Below are 16,944 nucleotides of genomic sequence, written 5' to 3'. Positions count from 1 at the left end.
GCCCGGATGGCACCCGCCGGCCTATGGCGGGGGTTCGGCTCGGGTGTGATTCAGCGGCGACGCCTCGGCGCGCTGTCGGACAGTTCATCGAATAGGGCCTGGTTCAGGCCGAACGCGTATTTCACCTCGCCGACTATGCGATCGATGTCGCCCGCGTCGGGACGCAGCGCGTCGAGGCGAGCCCGATAGGCGTCCTTATACGGTTTGGGCCGCACCGGGAATTCATAGAATGCCAGTCCGGCGCCGCGGAGATTGAAGGTGCGATCCAGGATTTTGCCGATGCCCCGGCCTCCGGAGAGGTCCCCGAGATAGCGTGTGTAGTGGTGGGCCACCAGCGCGCCACCCCACGTGAGCGTGCCCAACCGCTCGGCGTAGGCCGCCGCCGCGGGGGAGTCGACGTCGCGTGCGGCGCCCGGGGCCAGCCAGTGATCGAGGTCGGCGTCGATAGCGCTCAGGCGCTCCAGCGCGGGGTCGTACACGGCGGCCACCATGGCATCGTCGCGACGGGCTCGCACGGCGTCCTCCAGGGCGGCGTACACGACACGCAACCGAAGCAGGTACTCGGAATAGCCCGATGCGCCGATCCGGCCGGCCAGCAGTTCGGTCATGAACGGGCTCTGCTCGGCGGCGTCGTGTTCGGCCGCCGAGCCCTGCTTCATCGCGACCGACAGACGGCGACTGGTGGGGACGGCGACCGAGCACATGACCTGCTCAGATTACATTGGTCGTCCCGGCGGGACCGGTCACCGCGGGGGGCCAACCGGAGTCGACGCCGCGGTGCCTTCACCGTCGAACCCGGACACGGCTTGGTCCTGTTCTCCGACGGCCTGGTGGAACGTCGCGGCGAGCGGATCGACGGCGGGCTCGATCTGTTGGGCGCGGGGCATACCATCATCACGCTGCTTCGTCCCTGAACTCCCGCTAAGCGATTCGTATATCAGCGCCTAATCGAGCGGCGGCCATCTACAGTTCGACAAATAGCGAGCTGCATTGACCACTAAAGGACAATACGATGGCGAAAAGTGTTGCAACCAAAAACGACAACGAAAAGATCGTGGTCGACTTTATCCATGCCGCTTACGGCACGAGCATGGACGTGGACGCGATGACCGCGCTCATGGCCGACGATTTCGTGTGGCAGCTGCACGTGCCGCTGTCGCCGGTCGTGCGGGGCCGTGACGCGGCGCGCGCCGAACTCGAGAAGCACAACACCCTGGCGACGGGCATGATCGAGGGGAGTGAAATCCGCACGATGGTGTCCGATCACGACACCGTCGTCGTCGAGCGAGTCGACGTGAACGCCATGAACGGCGTGGCCGTCACGTTCCACGTCACCGCGATTTTCGAGGTTCGCGACGGGGCGATCACGCACTGGCGTGAGTACTGGGACACCAGTCACGTAGCTCAACAGCTCGGCATAGATCCCGCGCTGATGTTCGCGCCGTTGGGCGATTAGCCTGCGGGGCAGAGGATTTGGCGGGCCGAGCTAGCCGTTGGCGCTGAGGATTTTGATCGCGAAGACCAGCGAGTCGCCGGGCTGAATGCCGGCGCTGGGCTGGCCCTCGGGGTAGCCATCCGCGGGGACCATCGCGACGGCCACCGTCGACCCGACCTTCTGCCCCGCGATGGCCTTCTGAAAGCCCGGCACGACTCCGGTAAGCGGGAAGTCGACCGGCGCGCCGCGCTGGTAGCTGCTGTCGAAGACGGACCCGTCACGTCCGTTGACACCCATGTAGCACACGGAGACCCTGGCGGTGTTCGAGACCACAGGCCCGTCCCCGGCGTGCAGCGTGTGCACCTGGGTCTGGCCCACGCTGAACGGCGTGGTCACCTTCACCAGCGGAGCGGCGGCGTCGGTGGATCCGGTGACCGCGACGCTGCCCGTGGTGCCACTCAGCGTCCAGTCGGGCGTGGCACCGTTTTGCGGCGCCGCGGTGGGGCACGAGCCGGCCGCTGTCGCCGTGCCTGCTCCGGCGAGCGTCAGAACGGTTGCCGCGACACAAGCCGCGAGCGCGACGGAGGAAAACATCCGGGAGGACTTCACCGCCGTCACGCTACAGCCAGTTACTGCGTCGCTCGGCGGGGGTCCTCAGGTGCAAAGGCTGGGGGCGTCGCAGACATTGCCGGGGCAATAGATCGAGTGGGCGGCGTTGACCAGGCTTCCGACGTCCAACAGCGTGACGCCCTTGGTGTCCAAGCGGGCGTGCAGGTCGTCGGCGATCTGTTGCGGCGTCCAGCCCCAGGTCAGGTCGTAACACACGTCGTGCGCCTCGGCGATGAGCGCCTCGTCCGTCTTCGGCGGCCAGGTGAGGCCGGCGGCCCGCAGTTGCGCGAGGTACGCGTCATCTTGGGGAGTCGCGGCCGCGGTGCCGGCGGTGCTGACCAGTGCCGCAGCGGCCAGCAGGGACATGGCAAGCGCGGCCGGCCAACGAGTTGAGGGCATGCGATTCCCTTCCTGTCCTGGTGGCGCGATCGAGGCCGCCAAAAGCGTGCTGCTCCAATACAAGACAGATGCAGCATAGCCGCAGCTGACCCCAACGGCTCGCCGAAAGTTTCGCCCGCGCGGGTCGGCTAGCCGGTGACGCCAGCCAATTCGCGTGCCACCGCATCGAAGGCGCGCAGGGTGTCTGACATGTGCGGCTCGTGAGTCTGTAGCTGCGTGGACAACTTGGCGGCGACCACCTCCGCACCGCGGTTGATGTAGATCATCTGACCGCACATGCCTTGGCAGAGCACGACATTGCTGCCCGGGTAGGGGAACCACATCTGGTTGCGGTACATGCCGCCGGGCATCTCGTTGTCGTCGGGGCTGGCGGCGAACGCCTGACGCGAGTCGGGTCCGCCGTCGAGGGTGTCGGCGATCCACGCCGACGGCATCACGTGCCGGCCGGTCAACGAGACGCCGTCCCGCAAGAACAGTGACCCGAACCGGATCATGTCGGTGAGGCACGCGCTGATGCCGCCGTCGAAGAACCCGGTGCCCTCGGCGTCGACGCCGATCGTGGCGTCGCATTGCGCGCCGATGCGGCTCCACAACAATTCCGACATCAGCTCCGGCATCCGTTGGCCACCGGCGATCTCGCAGATCCAGCCCAGCACGTCGGTTTCACACGAACGATATTCGAACGGACCACCATGAGCGCGCTTCTGGCGCAAGCCCAACAGGAACTCCTGCAGCGTCGCGGGAGCGTCCGGACTACTGCCGGGAGCCCAGCCCATTGCCTGGTCGAGCAGGTGTATCTGCGCGGCCGGGTCGTCGTAGTTCTCCGAGAAGGCGATGCCTGACCTCATGTCCAGCAGGTGGCGCACCGTCGCACCGGCATAGCCGCAATCCTGCAGGGCGGGAACGTATTTCGTGACCCGCGCGTCGAGATCGATCGCACCGTGCCCGTGCAGCGCGCCTGCCACCGCGCCGATGAGCGATTTGCTCACCGAGAACAGCAGGTGCCGGCCTCCGGCGTTCAACCCGTTGAGATATTCCTCGGCGACCATCGCGCCGCGGAAGGCGACGGCCCACCCGTCGGCGCCGGCGCCGGCCAGCACCGCGCCGACGGTGGTGGCCGCGCCGTCCGTGCCGATCAGCGGGATCCCCGACAGATCAGCAGGAGCTGCGGGCACCGTCGCGACCGGCCCGGTCCCGCGCGAAATGACCGCGGTCGGTACGAAATCTTCGACATGCTGGAACGACCACCGCGCGTACGGCGCCGACAGCCAGTTGTCCAGTGCGATACCGGCCGGGGCGCGTTTCACGCTCGTGCGACGAGCCGAGAAACGATCGGCGCGGCCGGCGTCAAGGGGGTTGAGACGAACTTCGCCTTCATCCCCTTGACCCAGCGCTGGCAGCGCTCGCTGAGCCGATAGTCATCCGTCTGCAGGTGTGAGCGAGTGACGAGCACGCCGAGTTGGGCACCCTGCGAACGTAAGTCGCCAGGTGCGGCGACCCGCATGTAAAAGGCCTCGGAGCCGTCAAGCAGCGTGGCCCAGTCGTTAGCGGTCCGCGAAAAGGAGACCCGCCCGTCGTCGTCGATCCGCCACACCCCGGTGCGTGGCGTCGCGGTGAAGAGCTCGATATCCGACGACGTCTCGGTGATGATGACCTGGCCCCAGACCTCGTCGTCGCCATAGCCCCGCTCCCAGCGCGAGTTGACCTCATCGATGTCGAGCTCGTAGTCCACGTCCATGTACTCGAGCAGATGAAAGAGGAACAGCGGCATGTCGGCGTAGGCCTCGGTGGTCAAGTTCGTCATCGGGCTGGCACCGCTCAGGCGGGGATTCACCTCGCCGAGGTAGAGCTGGTCGGCGTCCAGATCGTGCAACAGGTCCACCTCGAAGTAGCCGCGGTAACCCTCGCGGCGCATGACATCGCCCAGCTTTGCCACCATTTCCCGGGCGGCGTGGGTCTGGGCGGGCGGCAGCACCTCGCGCCAGATGTCATTGCCACACCAGCTGCCCCGGCTCGGCGTCAGCTCCGAATATCCGACGAGACTCGTCATCGCGGGCCCGACCACCGTGCCGTGCCGGGTCACGGCACCTTCGAGGCACACCTCGACGTTGCGGATCCGTTTCATCACCTTGAGCTCTTGCCCCACCAGGTCACCGGCGTGCTGGTCCCAGTCGCGCTGACCGTGCACAAAGAACGTGCCGCTGCCGGCGTTGCCGTAGGCGATCGAGATGACGAGGTCATCTCCCAATCCGGCGTTGTCCGCGAGCGCCAGCAGCTCGTCATAGGAGCTGGCCCGGCCGATCGTATTAGGCACGCTGGGCACCCCCGCCTCGTCGGCCAGGCGCGTCATGACGATTTTGGAACCCAGGCGCTGGCGCAACTCGGTCGGCGGATGCATGACTTCGAGGCCTGCCGACCGCGCGAGCGCCTGAATCTCCTCGTTCAGCATCACAAAGCAGCACTTGCCGCCGGGACCTTTACCGGCGATGAACTCGACCGTCTCGGGATCGGATAGCAGATGGCTGCACACCTCGTCCATGGAATCGAAATCGCGGCGGTCGCGCCGCCGGGGCACGAACACGCGCGAGTGTGTGCCTTCGAAAGAGTCAAAGTAGGTCAGGTAGAAGAAGTTTCGTATCCAGCGATCAACGCCGAGGAGGTTGAACGGCGTGGGCGAGATGAAGAAGAGCGGCACCTTGTTCGTGTGAAAGAACGCGCGTATGTCCGAGAGGCCGTTCAGCGTCCGGCGCGGCTCGGGCCCCGTCACGTCTGTCGCGGTGACATCGAGGCCCGAACCCCGGGCGAGGGTGGCGGCGCGGCCGGACGTGGCGCGCTCGGCGCAACGTCGATGCAATGGCGTATCTCCATTCGACAAGTGTGCGCCCTGTCGGCGCCAGTGTCGAAGGGGAAACAGTCCCGAATGCAGACAGCGAGCCGGACGATACGCCTGGGCCCAAGGGCCGTGGCCGGCGTTTAGGCCGTTGCCCCGCAGCGCGTTTGGTGTGTCCCGGGTGGATATCGGCCGGGGTGTCGCCGCGAATTAGTCGGCAGCGCCGGGCCGGCCCGCGCCGACCCTGGCGGGTCCGAGCATGACCGGGAGGTGCTTGATTCCGTGCAACAGCGTGCTGTCGTTCGGGGTCGGTTCGTCCGCGAGGGGGAGTTCGGGGAATCGTTCGAAGAGCGCGCGCAAACCGATGTTGAGTTCCATCCGGGCGAGCGGCGCGCCGAGGCAGGCGTGGACACCGGTGCCGAAGCCGATGTGGTCGCGGGCGTTGACCCGGGTGACGTCGAATTCGTCGGGACGATCAAAGACGGCCGGATCGCGGTTGGCGCCGGCGATGCTGAGGAAGACGGTCGAGCCCGCCCGCACGGTGTGGCCGCCGATCTGCAGCGTTTGGGCCGCCACCCGGGCGCCGAATTGGGCGACGGAGCGGTAGCGCAGGGTTTCTTCGACGGCGTTGGGCCAGCCCTCGGGCTGCGCGTGGAGGCGGGCCAGCTGGTCGGGGTGATCGAGGAGCGCGGTGACGGCGTTACCGAAAGCGTGTGTGGTGGTGATGAATCCGGCGCCGAGCAACAGCCCGGCGAACATCTTGACTTCGAGGGCGGTGAGATCGCTGTCCTGCAGCACGGCAGACAAGACGCTGTTATCGCCGCCGCTGCGCCGCAGCCGCTCGATGTGCGCCTCGAGATAGCCTTCGAATTCGCGCAGCGCCGCGAGGGCGGTCTCGAAGTCGCGCCAGGAGGGCACCGTGGTGGTGAGCAGCTTGGCGCCCGGGTCGGCCATACCGTAGAGATAAGGAATTTCGTCGCGCGGAATCCCCAGCAGCTCGGCGATGACCTGGATGGGAATCTGAGAGGCGTAGTCGGCGATCAGGTCGCAGTGAGCGTTGCCGCCGAGGTCGTCGAGCAGGGCGTCGACTATCTCCTGAATGCGTTGGCGCAGCCTATCGGTGGCCCGCGGGGTGAATGCCCGCGACACCAAGCGTCGCAGGCGCTCATGCTCGGGTGGGTCGATGACCAGTAGAGACGGCGGTTCGAGGCCGTTCAGTACGCCGGGATTCGTTTTCACAAGTGCCCATTGAGCCATAGAAACGGTGACCGATCGTGGGGCTTGGCGGTCCGAAACCTATCGTCCCGCAACACCTCTCGGACAATTCGCGCATCGGCGGTGGCCCAGCCACCGATCACCTCCGACAGGCGCCCCCGTTCGCGAATCTGCTCAATGAGCTGATGCGCGTTGTCGGGTCGGTTGTTGTCGATCACCAACCGGGCGAACGGGTCGCCTCGGCGAGCCAGCAGCTTCAGCGTCGCGCGAGCCAGTCCGTATCCCAGCAGCCAGTGCGACCGGGTTTTGAGCGCCATCTCCGTATTGTTCGCCCCCACCTCGCCGGATGGATAGAGGCGCGCGCCAACGTCGCCGAGGCTAGGTACCTCGGTGGTATTCGTCTTTCATCAGGACATCGACGCCACGCCAGCCCCAATACACCCGGTGGGCCTGGATCAGGCCTCCCTCGATCTCCATCACCTCGACGAAGTCCATCTGCTCGCCGTCCGGCGTCGCACGGGGATACTCCCACGTCACGCGCCGTCCGTCGGTGAAAAAGCCTGCCCGGTGATAGGCGCGCAGCGTCGGCGTGCGCGCTACCACCTCGGCGAGAAAGGGCCGTAGCTGCGGGTGCCCGCGGCGGATTCCCTCCTTGCCGGTGATGTGGGCGGCCAGCGGACTTTCCAGGGTCGCATCGGTGGCGTAACAGGCGAGCAGCGCGTCCAGGTCATGAGCTGCCAGGGCGTCTTCCCACGCCTGCACCACTGCCTCGATCGCGCGCCGCGGGGCTGTCGTGTTTGCCGCGGTGTCTTCGGTGTCCATCGGCCCATCGTGACGCCGTATTGCTTCGGTGCCGCCCGAAATGTCCGCCGCCTATCGTGGTGGCATGCCCAGCGATCCCGCACTCGCGATCGCCGTCCGGCACGGCGGTGACGCCGATATCGGCAGTGTTGCCGCACTGATCGGCGAGCGCGCCCGTGCACGGGTATTGATGGCGTTGCTCGACGGGCGCGCGCTGCCCGCCAGCGTGCTGGCCAGCGAAGCCGGGGTGGCCGCTTCGACGGCCAGCGAACACCTTGCCCGACTGGTCGATGCCGGCCTGCTGACGGTGCACCGCCAAGGCCGCGCCCGCTACTTCCGTCTGGCCGGCCCGCCGGTCGCCGAAGCCTTGGAGGCGCTCGCCCGAATCGCTGCGCCAGAGCCGATCCGTTCCCTGCGCCAAGGGACGCGTGCGCACGCCCTGCGGCGCGCCCGCACCTGTTACAACCACCTCGCCGGGCGGCTGGGGGTGGCGATCATGAGCGCGATGCTTGACCGGGGACTGCTCGCCGGCGGGGACGGACGCTACCGTCCCGGTGTCGCGGTCGCCGACCGGCTGTCGGCTCCAGGAGCGGAGCTGACCTACCAACTCACCGCGGACGGACGAGAAGCCTTGAGCACCTTGGGAATAGACCTCGCCGCTGTCGATCGCAGCAAGGTCATGATCCGCTATTGCGTGGACTGGTCCGAACAACGCCACCACCTGGCCGGCGCGCTCGGGGCCGCGCTTACTCGACGCCTGTTCGACCTGGACTGGATCCGGCACATCAATCAACGCCGCGCGGTGGTGCTCACCGATGCCGGACGGCAGGGACTCAGCCAGACCTTTGGCCTGCCCGCGAATTGGGATTGACTGTTTAGCCGGTCAACCCGCGACCGAGCGCTCGAGAGCGGCCAGCGACGTGGCGAGGTAATCCTCGCCGAAGATGGGCATCTCGCCGACGCGGTCTCGGAAAGCCTGCGGCGTGCGGCTCCAGTCGTACGTGAGGGTGAGGTCGGTGCGGTCACCGTTCGGCACAAGGTCATAACGCCAGAACCAGCCGCCGGGCGTGTGGTTGCCCGCGTCGTCGAGCACCCCCGGCATCCAGGCAATGGCGCGGTCCCGCTCGAACACATGCACCAGGTTGTGCGTGACGTAGTCGCCGCCCGCGGCGATGAGGTACATGTTCATCGCGAACATCTGTCCCGCGCCGGTGATCGGGGCCGTGTCCACCGCATTGCGGACCCAATCCGTTGGCTCGGTGTCCTGGTGCCGGGACGGGTCGGCGAGGACCGTGAAGACTTCGGCCGGGGTGGCAGCGATGGTGCGGGTGACCACGTAACGTTCGGCGGCGCTCATCGCGTGGCCTCGGTCGTCGTGGATCCGTAAGCGGCTGCAATAGCGGGGGAGTCGAGCCACCCCGAGTAGGTGGGCCGCGACGGCCACCCTTCCGGCGAATCGAGCCAATCCTCTTGACGACCCCACGGCAGAATGTCGATCAGCCCGAACGAGTGACTCAGTTGCTCGGTGCCTCGCCCATTCGTATGCCACGTGCGATACACCGTGTCGCCGTCGCGGAGAAACACGTTCACGCCGAAACCGCCACCGGGCGGGGCGTCCATGTCGGCGGCGAACGGGCTCTGCGATGACGAGTACCACTCCATCCGGTTGCCGACTTTCCGCTTGTAGGCCAGCGCTTCCTCGATCGGTCCGTTGGTGACGATGACGAACCGGGCGTCGTAGTTCTCGAGGAATTTCAGTCGGGTGAATTGCGACGTGAATCCGGTGCACCCGCTGCACTGCCATTCCGCGCCGTCGGACCACATGTGGTGATAGACGATCAGCTGGGATCGCCCGTCGAACACATCGACCAACCGGAGGGGTCCATCGGCACCGACCAGGGTGTAGTCGGGCAACTCGACCATCGGCAGCCGTCGCCGCTGGGCGGCGATCGCATCCAATTCGCGGGTGGCGGCCTTCTCGCGGTTGCGCAGTTCGTCCAGTGCGGCCCGCCAGGTTTGGTGATCGACGACTGGCGGCAACGCCGTGTGTTCGGGGGACATGGCTCCGCCTTTGCTCTCGATTTGTCCGTCCGAAAGGTCTGACCGCTCGCGCGTCCGAACTTCATCGGCGCACCGGCCCGTCAACCGTCCATTTGCCGACCCCGGCAGTCGGGAGTCGCCCGCGTTTGCTCGAGCGCCGAAAACGCTATTGACCTCCACGGCCGGGGTTGGGTTCGATGAACGGATAGTGACGAGGGGAGGTCCCCGTGAGGACATTCATTCGCCAAGCAGTCGTCATCGTCATGCTGGCGTTCGCATCGATGGCGGCCGTGACGGTGTTGACACCGGCGGTGAGCAAGGCCGACTGCGCCGACGGCGAGTGGTGGGACCCGACCGGCAAGGTTTGCCGGCCGCTGGGGGTCGGGCCGCAACCCTTGGCGTGCGACCCGGGCCAGTGGTGGGACCCGACGGCCAATGTGTGTCGTCCCTTGGGTGTCGGCCCCCAACCGCTCGCATGCGACAACGGCTGGTGGTGGGATCCGGGCACCAATGAATGCCGTCCGCCGGCCGGCTAGCACCTAGACGGCGGGATCCCGACTGATTCAGCAGAGCGGCGTATTGGCGTTCCAGGGCCTTGGCCGCACCGCCATACCAGCTCGGCGAGACCGACAGTGACATCGGATCGGGGAAGATCTCTTCGGCCCCTTGCTCCACCCCGTCGAAAATGGCGCGCGCCACGGACTCCGCTGAGGACTTGGGTATGTCGAGGCCTCGGGTCATATCGGTGTCCACCGGGCCGGTCAGGACCGCGTGAACGCGTACGCCCTGTCCTGCGAGAAGAACTCGCAACGACTGGGTGAAGTTGAATGCGGCGGCTTTCGAGATCGAATAGGCCGGAATCAGCGGTAGCGGCGCGAGCGCGTTAACCGAGAGATTGTTCACGATGGCACCCCGAGACCGAATGAGCAACGGCAGCAAGGCCTGAGTGAGGTCGGAGGTGCCGAAGAGATTGACGGCGAGGTGTTGTTGGAGCACCGCGCGATCACTCAGGTCGTCATAGAGCGACACGCCGGCGTTGTTGACGAGGATGTCGAGGGATTCGAGTTTTATCGCGATCTGCTCGATCTGCGCGGCGTCGGTCACGTCCAGGCTCACGGCGATCACCCGCGGGTCCGGATGCACCGCCCGTCGCCGGGTGCCGGCGTACACGTTTTTGGCGTCTCGACGCAACGCCTCCTCGACCAGGGCCTTCCCGATGCCCCGATTGGCGCCGGTCACCAGAACGGTCTTGCCAGCGATGCTCATACATCCTCCTAGATCAAACGGCAGTTTGAAGCGGTCGAAGATGTAGATCCCGCGTGGCGCAGAAACTAAGCGGCCGTGGGCCGCCTAGTGCCGCGGGCGTTGCTCCGAACCAACCGGCACATCACGGCGTTCCCGAGCACATGAACGGAAACCCGCACCACGGCTTGCGCGTCGCCTCCGGCGGCGGGGGACCACCCTCCCAGACACCGGGGGCCGCGTTTCCGTGCCCCCAGACGACGCCGTACCAGGTGTGGCACTGGCTGGCGTCCCAGTCGACTTGCGTTCCCGGGCAACCGCGGCCGGTCTGCGGGTGCAGCCCGGTCTTCTGGTCTTCGGGGCAACAGGTGTATGGCCCGCTTGCACCCGGTGGTACCGGCCCGTCTTCGGGCGCGAAGCCATGCGTCTGCGGCACGGGACCCGGCTGGGCCTGTGCGGGACCGAGGGCGAGCCCCAGCCCGGTCACCGCCACACCGCCCGACAACAGCGCCGCGCCAACGATTTTCTTCGCCACTCGATGGATGTCCACAGCAGTGCCCTTTCGCAGGTATCGGAAATTCAACGCCGAAACTCGCGAAATTTTTGCGCTTTGGCGCGGCTACCGATCCCAACAAGGGGTTAGCGCATCACACACCGGCCGGGACCAGCGCCGCCGACGTCCGCATCTCGTGCCGCAACGCGGCGAAGTCGGTGATCGTCTTCGTGGTCACCGTCGCCACCGGGCGCGAGTTGCGGCCGGTGGCTTCGCGCTTGGACACCATCACCACACTGTCGATGTAGGGCTGGATGGTGGTGGCGTTCTGCACGGTCGCCACGATGACGAGCTGGAAGCCGAACTTGCGGAACGCCTGCAAAGCCTGCTGAGCGAACTGCGGGTCGGACTTGGAAAACGCCTCATCGAGCATCAGCTGAGCGAAAACCGGCTTGTTGTCGGCACTTTCGGGATTGGCCAGGTTGAAGCTCAACGCCCCGGCCAAACAGAACGCCATCAGCTTCTCCTGCTCGCCGCCGGAGTTGTCGCCGGCGTTGCTATGCGTGCGGATCAGCTCGTCACTGCTGACATCCCACTCGGCACAGTCGAAGGTGAACCGGTTACGGACATCGAGGGCGTCACGGGTCCAGGCCTTGTCTTCAGGAGCCGTCGAGGCCAATCGGTTACGCAGGCGCAGGATGTCGGCGTACTGGTCCAGGATGGCCTGCTTGTCGCCGAGGCCGACCTCGGCGATGCGCCGTGAGATGGCCCGAACGATCTCGGTGAGCTCGGCGACCGCGGTCAGGCTTCGCGCCGTGGCGCGCAGGGTGAGCCGGGTGCCGCGGTTGAACTCCACCGCACCCAGCCCGGTGTTGACGCGTTCGATCTGCTCGCTGATCCGACGGGCCTCCTGCTCGGCGACGCGGTGCAGGGTCAGGATGGCGTCGGGCGCCTGCTCGGTGACCAGCCGCATCATTCGCTCGTAGGCCTCGGGCAGTTCCCGCTCGTCGATGTGGCGGCACAGCGCGACGTAATCGTGCACCCGCTCGTCGAAGACGTCACTGTCATTGGGGATCGCGTCGGGGAACGCGGTGTCGAACGTGTTGAGGATCCGCGCCAGCTCATCGTATGAGCGCCTGCGGCTTTCGCGCAGTTGCTCGCGCTCGCGCCGGATGGCGGTGAACACCGCGTCGCGGTGCGGTTCGGGGTTGAGCATGTCCAGCGCGACGGGCACTTCGGCGGCGTAGCGGTTCAACAGATCGGTCAGCGGCTCCGAGACGAAAGCCGGAGCCAGCCGGTCCTGGAGCTCGAGCAACCGGGTGCGGCGACCGTCGAGGTCGTCGCGGCGGGTCTGGATCGCACCTCGACGGGTCATCAAGGTCTGGATCTGTTCCCAGCATTCCTCGGCCCGCGCCGTCAGCGCCTCGATATCCGGATTGTCGGCCAGCAGCAGCTCGAACTGCTCGCGCAGCCGATCGGCGTGGCCGTCGGCGGTCTCGGTGTCGACATGGGTCCACTGCTCGTATTGATCGCAGATCGCCCTGAACGCCGCGGCCCGGTCGCGCCACTGCTGGCGCTCGGCGGCGATGTCGTCGGCGACGCCGCGGGCGCGGCGATACGCCTCTTCGGCGTTGGCCAGATCCACGGTCAACGCGTCGACCTTGGCGGCGACATCGCCCTGGTAGATGTAGTCGGCCTGCTTGAGCGGTCGGCGGTCGTCCTTGATGGCCAGGCGTTCGGAGTCCTTGTACAGGCCGTTGTCGGTGACCGCGCGCCGGAAGCGGGGAAACACGTCGGGGGTGTCGACGCAGATGTGATCTCCGGCGGCGGCGATGACGTCGGCGGCCTCGGCGGCGCAGTCATGGTTCGGGTCGACCACGAACAGCTTGCCGGCCAACGTATTCGGCTCGGCTTCGGTGATCTCCGCGCCGATGAACCTGGTGCGGACGTGATGCAGCTGCAGCCGGCCACCCATGTTGGTCTCGTTGACGAACCGCAGCACCGCGGCGTAGTGGCTGTCGGGGACGAGCAGCCGCAGACCCACGCCGCGCAGCACCTTTTCGACGGCGACGCGCCAGCGACTGTGCTCGGGCCGCAAATCCATCAGCTCGGCGATGTAGGGCAGCTCGCCGGGGTGGATACCGACGGCGGCGCAGATGTTTTCGCGCATGGTCAGCGCGAACTCCGGCAGCGCCGAGCCGACACGCTCTACGCGTTTGAGCTCCTTGGCCGCGTCGTCGCGAGCGATGCGTGCGACTTTCTGGGCGTACTCGGCGTCGGTCGAGGCCTCCCGGCCGCGATCCAGTTTCGCCAACAGCTCGGTGGCGCGGGTGGTGAGTTCCTCACGCAGATTCCAGAATTCGTCGGCGGTCTCCGGGATGTCGAGACCGTGCGTGTTGAGCATGGCTTCATAGGCGGTGCGCCGGCGCGACACCTGCTCGGCGTGCGCCTCGGCCGCGGCCACCTGCGACTGCAACGGGCCCAGGCTGGTGCTGGATCCGCTGATCTGGGCGTTGAGCGAATCGCCTTCGGCCTTGGCCAGATTCAGCTGGCGGGTAACGTCCTCATATTCGTTGCCCAGCTGATCGATGGTGGCGTCGAGCGATTCGATCTGCGACGGGCACTGCGTCAGCCGGACGTGGTCGGTGTAGGCCCGGACCATCGGTTGGTCGACGAGATCGATGATGCCCAGGTCTGAGGACTCCGAGGCGTAGCGCTGCTGGATCTTCTCGATGTCGCCGAGGATCTTGCGCTTGCGTTGCGCGACGGCCAGCAGTTCGCGGGCGTCGACCAGCGGATCGATCTGCTTGAGCGCCTCGGGCAGCCGGGTCAGGCTTCCCGGCTCGTCGAGCATGAACTCCCGGACGAACTGTTCAAGGCCCCCAACGCTTTTCAGCGATTTGGCCTTGCCGAGCAGCTGCTGCGCGGCATCGGAAGCCCGGATGCCGATGGTGGCATACAACTGGGCGAGGTACTGCGACTCCACCTTGGTGGAGAACCGCCAGTCGTCCTTGAACACCGCGGCGTCGAAGCGGCCAGCGGCCCAGCGGTTGCAGACGTTCTCGATATCGCGGTCGCCGTCGGCCAGCACGAACCGGCTCGAGGAGTCCGACCGCGATTCACCGGTGAGCCATTTGAGCACCAGGCCGGTCACGGTGCGGCCGGTGTTGCTGCGGTAGGTGACGGCGACCGCCGACCAGGCGGTGCCGTCGCCGCGCAGATACATGACCTTGCTGGTGCCGGCGTCGCTGCGCTGACCCCAGGCCCCGCGGACGTATTTGTCGACGGTCCGCCGGCCGGCGCTCGACCCGGCGGCGGTGTTGTCGCCGGAGGCGTTGAAGTTGCGCCGGTTGAAGGGCAGGAAGCCAAGCGAAATGGCATCCAGCAGTGAGGATTTGCCGCTTCCAGAGGCACCGGCGATCAGCGCGCCCCCTTCGCTGAATCCGATGGAGTGGTATCCGTCGAAGACGCCCCAGTTGATGACCTGCAGGCGCGCCAGGTGGAACTGTTCAGTCATCCTCGGGTTCCTCCCCTTCGCCCTGCACTCGCTCCTGGGGGACGCCGCCGCCCAGGAGCACCTCGAACTGCTGCTGCAGCTCGGCGATCACCGAGGCCGTCATGACGGCGTTGATGACCGGGCTGACCGTGTAGCTGTCCTCGTCGTCGCGGGTCTTGCGCAGGATCTCCAGCGACGTCAGCCGGGCGATGGCGCCGTCGATGCGCGCGCTGAACGTCACGGCGTCGCGGTCGACATCGTTGAGGACGCCGGAGAACAGCCCGTGCATTTCGTCGCGGCTGATCACGACGGCCTGATCACCGGAGGCGCGCATCATCTGCGCCAGGTGCAGCGCCAGGATGGAATCATAGGTGCCCAGCGGTTCACGGCGCAAAAGCTTTACGCCCCGGGCGGATTCGTAGCGGGCCTGCTCGACGAACGCGACCCCGTCCGTCTCGGAGGCGCCCTCGACGACGCGCAGCAACAGATCCAGTTCCGACAGCCGGACCGAGAGTTGGGCGCGGTATTCCTGCACCCAGGTGTAGACGTCGCGATCGGCGTCGGCGCTGATGTAGCGGCGGGTCAGCAGCTGTTGTAGCGCCCAGCAGGCCCGGTCGGGCAGCTCGGAAACGTCGCCGTCGAACCGGGGCCGGCGCTGGTGCGGGATGCGCGCGGTCTGGTCGACCTGGGGGAGGGCGGAGAATCCGCTGTAGTCCGCGGTCTCCTTGACGGTCTCTTCGACGGTCACGCAGTGGCTCCCAGCAGACTGGAAACCGGCTCGGTGAACATCAAGTGGGGCACCTCCATTTCGCGGTCGCGCCCGTCCAGGGATTGAAAGCGGACGGTGACCGATTCGGAAGCCTGCGCGGATTCCGGTTGTTTGAGCGCCCAGGACCACAACACGATGACGTGGCCCAGGTAGGCCGAGTCGAGCATCGCGACCGCGTCGGGCAGCGACAGCTTGGCCCCGGAGCCGATCGCGGTGTTGATCATCTCGGACATCGCGGGCGCGTCGACCTGCGTGGTGAGCGCTGCGAAGCTGGTCAGGTCGACCTCGCCCTCGGCCGCCTGGGCCGGCTTCGGATTGGACAGGTCACCGATCCGGAAGCTCAGTGCCCCAACGGAACTGAATGCGTGGCGGGCCAGGGGGAGTTCGATGTCCAGCCTGGAGTCGGTCAGCGAGGCTTTGAGCAGGTTGCGGGCGGCGCCGATGGCCTCGTTGAGCTGACGGGCCACACCGCGGCTCTGTTCGAGGGTGCCGAACGCGGTAAACCGTTTGACGCGCTGCGCGCAGCGCTGCTGGATGCGTTCCACTTCGTCGATCTGATGACCGACGAGTTCGAAGAAGCCGGCCATCACCCTGCGCAGGGCGGGGTCGAGGGCGGGCAGGGCTTGGGCGACGGCGGCGACGTCGGCTTCGAATTCGGCACGTTGGTCGGGGTCGTTGATCATCCGCAGGAAGGCGCGGTGCGAGTCGCGCCCCTGCGACTCCCACGCGGCCTCGTAGTCGGCGTACATGCGGCGCTGACGGTCGCGGTATTCGACGTTGCTGTCGATCGGCTCGTCGAGGGCCGCGGTGGCCCGCTCGATCATCGTCCCGTACTGACCGATGTCGGTGATCAGACGTTCCATCTGCAGGGCGATGGCGTGGGCTTCGTCGTAGGCGTCGGTGAGGTCGACGTCCTGGCTGTGCTCGGCGGAGGCCCCGCCTTGGTCCAAGGCGTCGAGTTCGGCTTGTAGAGCGGCGATTTCGGCTTGGATGCCGGCGCGGATACGGTCGGGATCGTTGCCGACCCGCAACGCGATCTGCTTGAGGCGGGACGCGATGCCGTTGATCGAGCCGCCGGTGGCGATGGTGTCCTGGCGGCGCATGCCCCGCAGGAAATCGAGCGCCCGTCGGGCTTCCTGGGTCAGATAACACAGGTTGCGTTCGACGCCGGAGCGCTGGTCGGCCACCCGATGTAGCCAGCCCTGACTGGCCCACGACTTGATCAGGGCCAGCCCGGACTGCTCGCCACACTGATCGAGTTCGGCCAGGTCGCGTTCGAGCCGGATGACGAGGTCGGTCTCGGGGACCACACCGCCGCTGAGCTGGCGCTCCATCAGCGTCGCATACAGATTGAGGTTCAACGTGGCCAGCAGGCGGACGGTCGGCGAACCCTGAAGGCCGCGGTTGGACTCGAGCAGGTCGGCAGGCGACAGCGTTGTGTCGTCGTCCAGCACGCGCCCTCCGTCTCGATCGGTCATGTCTCGGACGCTCCAAGATAGGGCACGGAGGCGACAATCGGCCTTCGGCCGGCGGGGTGTCGGGGGATGGCTTCGCCAAGTCGGTCACAGCGGTCTCAGGCATCGCTCGAGCCTCAGTGGTCACCGGGCGCAAGCAG

The 16,944-nt window shown here is 66.8% G+C and carries 15 protein-coding genes and 2 pseudogenes; 3 read left to right on the top strand and 14 right to left on the bottom strand.

The features are described 5' to 3' along the window. Positions 1-50 precede the first annotated feature (50 nt). Complete coding sequence (locus tag AC5Y5B_RS13510; protein WP_500005579.1) at positions 51-704, bottom strand: biliverdin-producing heme oxygenase; 654 nt, start codon at positions 702-704, stop codon at positions 51-53. A 308-nt stretch (positions 705-1,012) separates the two neighbouring features. Between AC5Y5B_RS13510 and AC5Y5B_RS13505 the strand changes: the two genes are divergently transcribed. Further along, positions 1,013-1,456, top strand: coding sequence for a limonene-1,2-epoxide hydrolase family protein (locus AC5Y5B_RS13505; protein WP_112631434.1), 444 nt, complete (start codon positions 1,013-1,015; stop codon positions 1,454-1,456). Positions 1,457-1,486: 30 nt separating this feature from the next. Here AC5Y5B_RS13505 and AC5Y5B_RS13500 read toward each other — a convergent pair whose 3' ends face one another. The 6 genes and pseudogenes from AC5Y5B_RS13500 to AC5Y5B_RS13475 all read right to left on the bottom strand — a co-directional run bounded on the left by AC5Y5B_RS13500 (position 1,487) and on the right by AC5Y5B_RS13475 (position 7,310). Continuing rightward, a complete protein-coding gene (locus tag AC5Y5B_RS13500) occupies positions 1,487-2,044 on the bottom strand; it encodes an FKBP-type peptidyl-prolyl cis-trans isomerase (RefSeq protein ID WP_500005578.1) in 558 nt (185 codons plus the stop codon). A 45-nt stretch (positions 2,045-2,089) separates the two neighbouring features. Next, on the bottom strand, positions 2,090-2,443 hold the full coding sequence (locus tag AC5Y5B_RS13495; RefSeq protein ID WP_430917718.1) for a DUF732 domain-containing protein: 354 nt from the start codon (positions 2,441-2,443) through the stop codon (positions 2,090-2,092). Positions 2,444-2,571: 128 nt separating this feature from the next. Further along, positions 2,572-3,750, bottom strand: a complete 1,179-nt coding sequence (locus AC5Y5B_RS13490; RefSeq protein WP_500005577.1) for a serine hydrolase domain-containing protein — start codon at positions 3,748-3,750, stop codon at positions 2,572-2,574. Beyond that, positions 3,747-5,210, bottom strand: coding sequence for a biotin carboxylase (locus AC5Y5B_RS13485; RefSeq protein ID WP_112631557.1), 1,464 nt, complete (start codon positions 5,208-5,210; stop codon positions 3,747-3,749). Before AC5Y5B_RS13485 ends, AC5Y5B_RS13490 begins: the two co-directional genes overlap by 4 nt. A 273-nt stretch (positions 5,211-5,483) precedes the next feature. Further along, positions 5,484-6,805 (bottom strand): annotated as a pseudogene (locus AC5Y5B_RS13480) (cytochrome P450). Positions 6,806-6,866: 61 nt separating this feature from the next. Next, positions 6,867-7,310 (bottom strand): nuclear transport factor 2 family protein, encoded by a 444-nt coding sequence (locus AC5Y5B_RS13475; protein WP_500005576.1) that lies wholly within the window; start codon positions 7,308-7,310, stop codon positions 6,867-6,869. A gap of 64 nt (positions 7,311-7,374) precedes the next feature. Here AC5Y5B_RS13475 and AC5Y5B_RS13470 point away from each other — a divergent pair, with 64 nt between their 5' ends. Continuing rightward, on the top strand, positions 7,375-8,160 hold the full coding sequence (locus AC5Y5B_RS13470) for an ArsR/SmtB family transcription factor (RefSeq protein ID WP_500005575.1): 786 nt from the start codon (positions 7,375-7,377) through the stop codon (positions 8,158-8,160). A gap of 12 nt (positions 8,161-8,172) precedes the next feature. Here AC5Y5B_RS13470 and AC5Y5B_RS13465 read toward each other — a convergent pair whose 3' ends face one another. Beyond that, positions 8,173-8,646: an SRPBCC family protein gene (locus AC5Y5B_RS13465; RefSeq protein ID WP_500005574.1), complete on the bottom strand. Its 474-nt coding sequence runs from the start codon at positions 8,644-8,646 to the stop codon at positions 8,173-8,175. Next, positions 8,643-9,350 (bottom strand): DUF899 domain-containing protein, encoded by a 708-nt coding sequence (locus AC5Y5B_RS13460; RefSeq protein WP_500005573.1) that lies wholly within the window; start codon positions 9,348-9,350, stop codon positions 8,643-8,645. The genes AC5Y5B_RS13465 and AC5Y5B_RS13460 overlap by 4 nt, the downstream gene beginning before the upstream one ends. 206 nt (positions 9,351-9,556) lie before the next feature. Between AC5Y5B_RS13460 and AC5Y5B_RS13455 the strand changes: the two genes are divergently transcribed. Then, complete coding sequence (locus tag AC5Y5B_RS13455; RefSeq protein WP_112631423.1) at positions 9,557-9,865, top strand: hypothetical protein; 309 nt, start codon at positions 9,557-9,559, stop codon at positions 9,863-9,865. Between the two features lie 211 nt (positions 9,866-10,076). Here the strand turns inward: AC5Y5B_RS13455 and AC5Y5B_RS13450 are convergent. From AC5Y5B_RS13450 to AC5Y5B_RS13430, 5 genes and pseudogenes are all read right to left on the bottom strand, one after another. Further along, positions 10,077-10,595 (bottom strand): annotated as a pseudogene (locus AC5Y5B_RS13450) (SDR family NAD(P)-dependent oxidoreductase); the annotation flags it as partial. A 121-nt stretch (positions 10,596-10,716) separates the two neighbouring features. Next, on the bottom strand, positions 10,717-11,121 hold the full coding sequence (locus AC5Y5B_RS13445) for a hypothetical protein (protein ID WP_112631421.1): 405 nt from the start codon (positions 11,119-11,121) through the stop codon (positions 10,717-10,719). A 97-nt stretch (positions 11,122-11,218) separates the two neighbouring features. Next, positions 11,219-14,581, bottom strand: a complete 3,363-nt coding sequence (locus tag AC5Y5B_RS13440; protein ID WP_500005572.1) for an ATP-binding protein — start codon at positions 14,579-14,581, stop codon at positions 11,219-11,221. Next, complete coding sequence (locus AC5Y5B_RS13435) at positions 14,574-15,308, bottom strand: DUF4194 domain-containing protein (RefSeq protein WP_112631417.1); 735 nt, start codon at positions 15,306-15,308, stop codon at positions 14,574-14,576. The genes AC5Y5B_RS13440 and AC5Y5B_RS13435 overlap by 8 nt, the downstream gene beginning before the upstream one ends. After that, complete coding sequence (locus tag AC5Y5B_RS13430) at positions 15,305-16,807, bottom strand: DUF3375 domain-containing protein (protein WP_112631415.1); 1,503 nt, start codon at positions 16,805-16,807, stop codon at positions 15,305-15,307. The genes AC5Y5B_RS13435 and AC5Y5B_RS13430 overlap by 4 nt, the downstream gene beginning before the upstream one ends. Between the last annotated feature and the right edge of the window lie 137 nt (positions 16,808-16,944).

It is taken from the genome of Mycobacterium sp. NGS33 (assembly GCF_059812885.1).
This window is presented reverse-complemented; position numbering and strand designations above follow the sequence as displayed.

What these genes read in the sequence shown, in the direction of transcription:
- AC5Y5B_RS13510 (WP_500005579.1), bottom strand. Translation starts at nt 704, where the DNA reads ATGTGCTCGGTCGCCGTCCCCACCAGTCGCCGTCTGTCGGTCGCGATG.
- AC5Y5B_RS13505 (WP_112631434.1), top strand. Translation starts at nt 1,013, where the DNA reads ATGGCGAAAAGTGTTGCAACCAAAAACGACAACGAAAAGATCGTGGTC.
- AC5Y5B_RS13495 (WP_430917718.1), bottom strand. Translation starts at nt 2,443, where the DNA reads ATGCCCTCAACTCGTTGGCCGGCCGCGCTTGCCATGTCCCTGCTGGCC.
- AC5Y5B_RS13475 (WP_500005576.1), bottom strand. Translation starts at nt 7,310, where the DNA reads ATGGACACCGAAGACACCGCGGCAAACACGACAGCCCCGCGGCGCGCG.
- AC5Y5B_RS13470 (WP_500005575.1), top strand. Translation starts at nt 7,375, where the DNA reads ATGCCCAGCGATCCCGCACTCGCGATCGCCGTCCGGCACGGCGGTGAC.
- AC5Y5B_RS13465 (WP_500005574.1), bottom strand. Translation starts at nt 8,646, where the DNA reads ATGAGCGCCGCCGAACGTTACGTGGTCACCCGCACCATCGCTGCCACC.
- AC5Y5B_RS13460 (WP_500005573.1), bottom strand. Translation starts at nt 9,350, where the DNA reads ATGTCCCCCGAACACACGGCGTTGCCGCCAGTCGTCGATCACCAAACC.
- AC5Y5B_RS13440 (WP_500005572.1), bottom strand. Translation starts at nt 14,581, where the DNA reads ATGACTGAACAGTTCCACCTGGCGCGCCTGCAGGTCATCAACTGGGGC.
- AC5Y5B_RS13430 (WP_112631415.1), bottom strand. Translation starts at nt 16,807, where the DNA reads ATGACCGATCGAGACGGAGGGCGCGTGCTGGACGACGACACAACGCTG.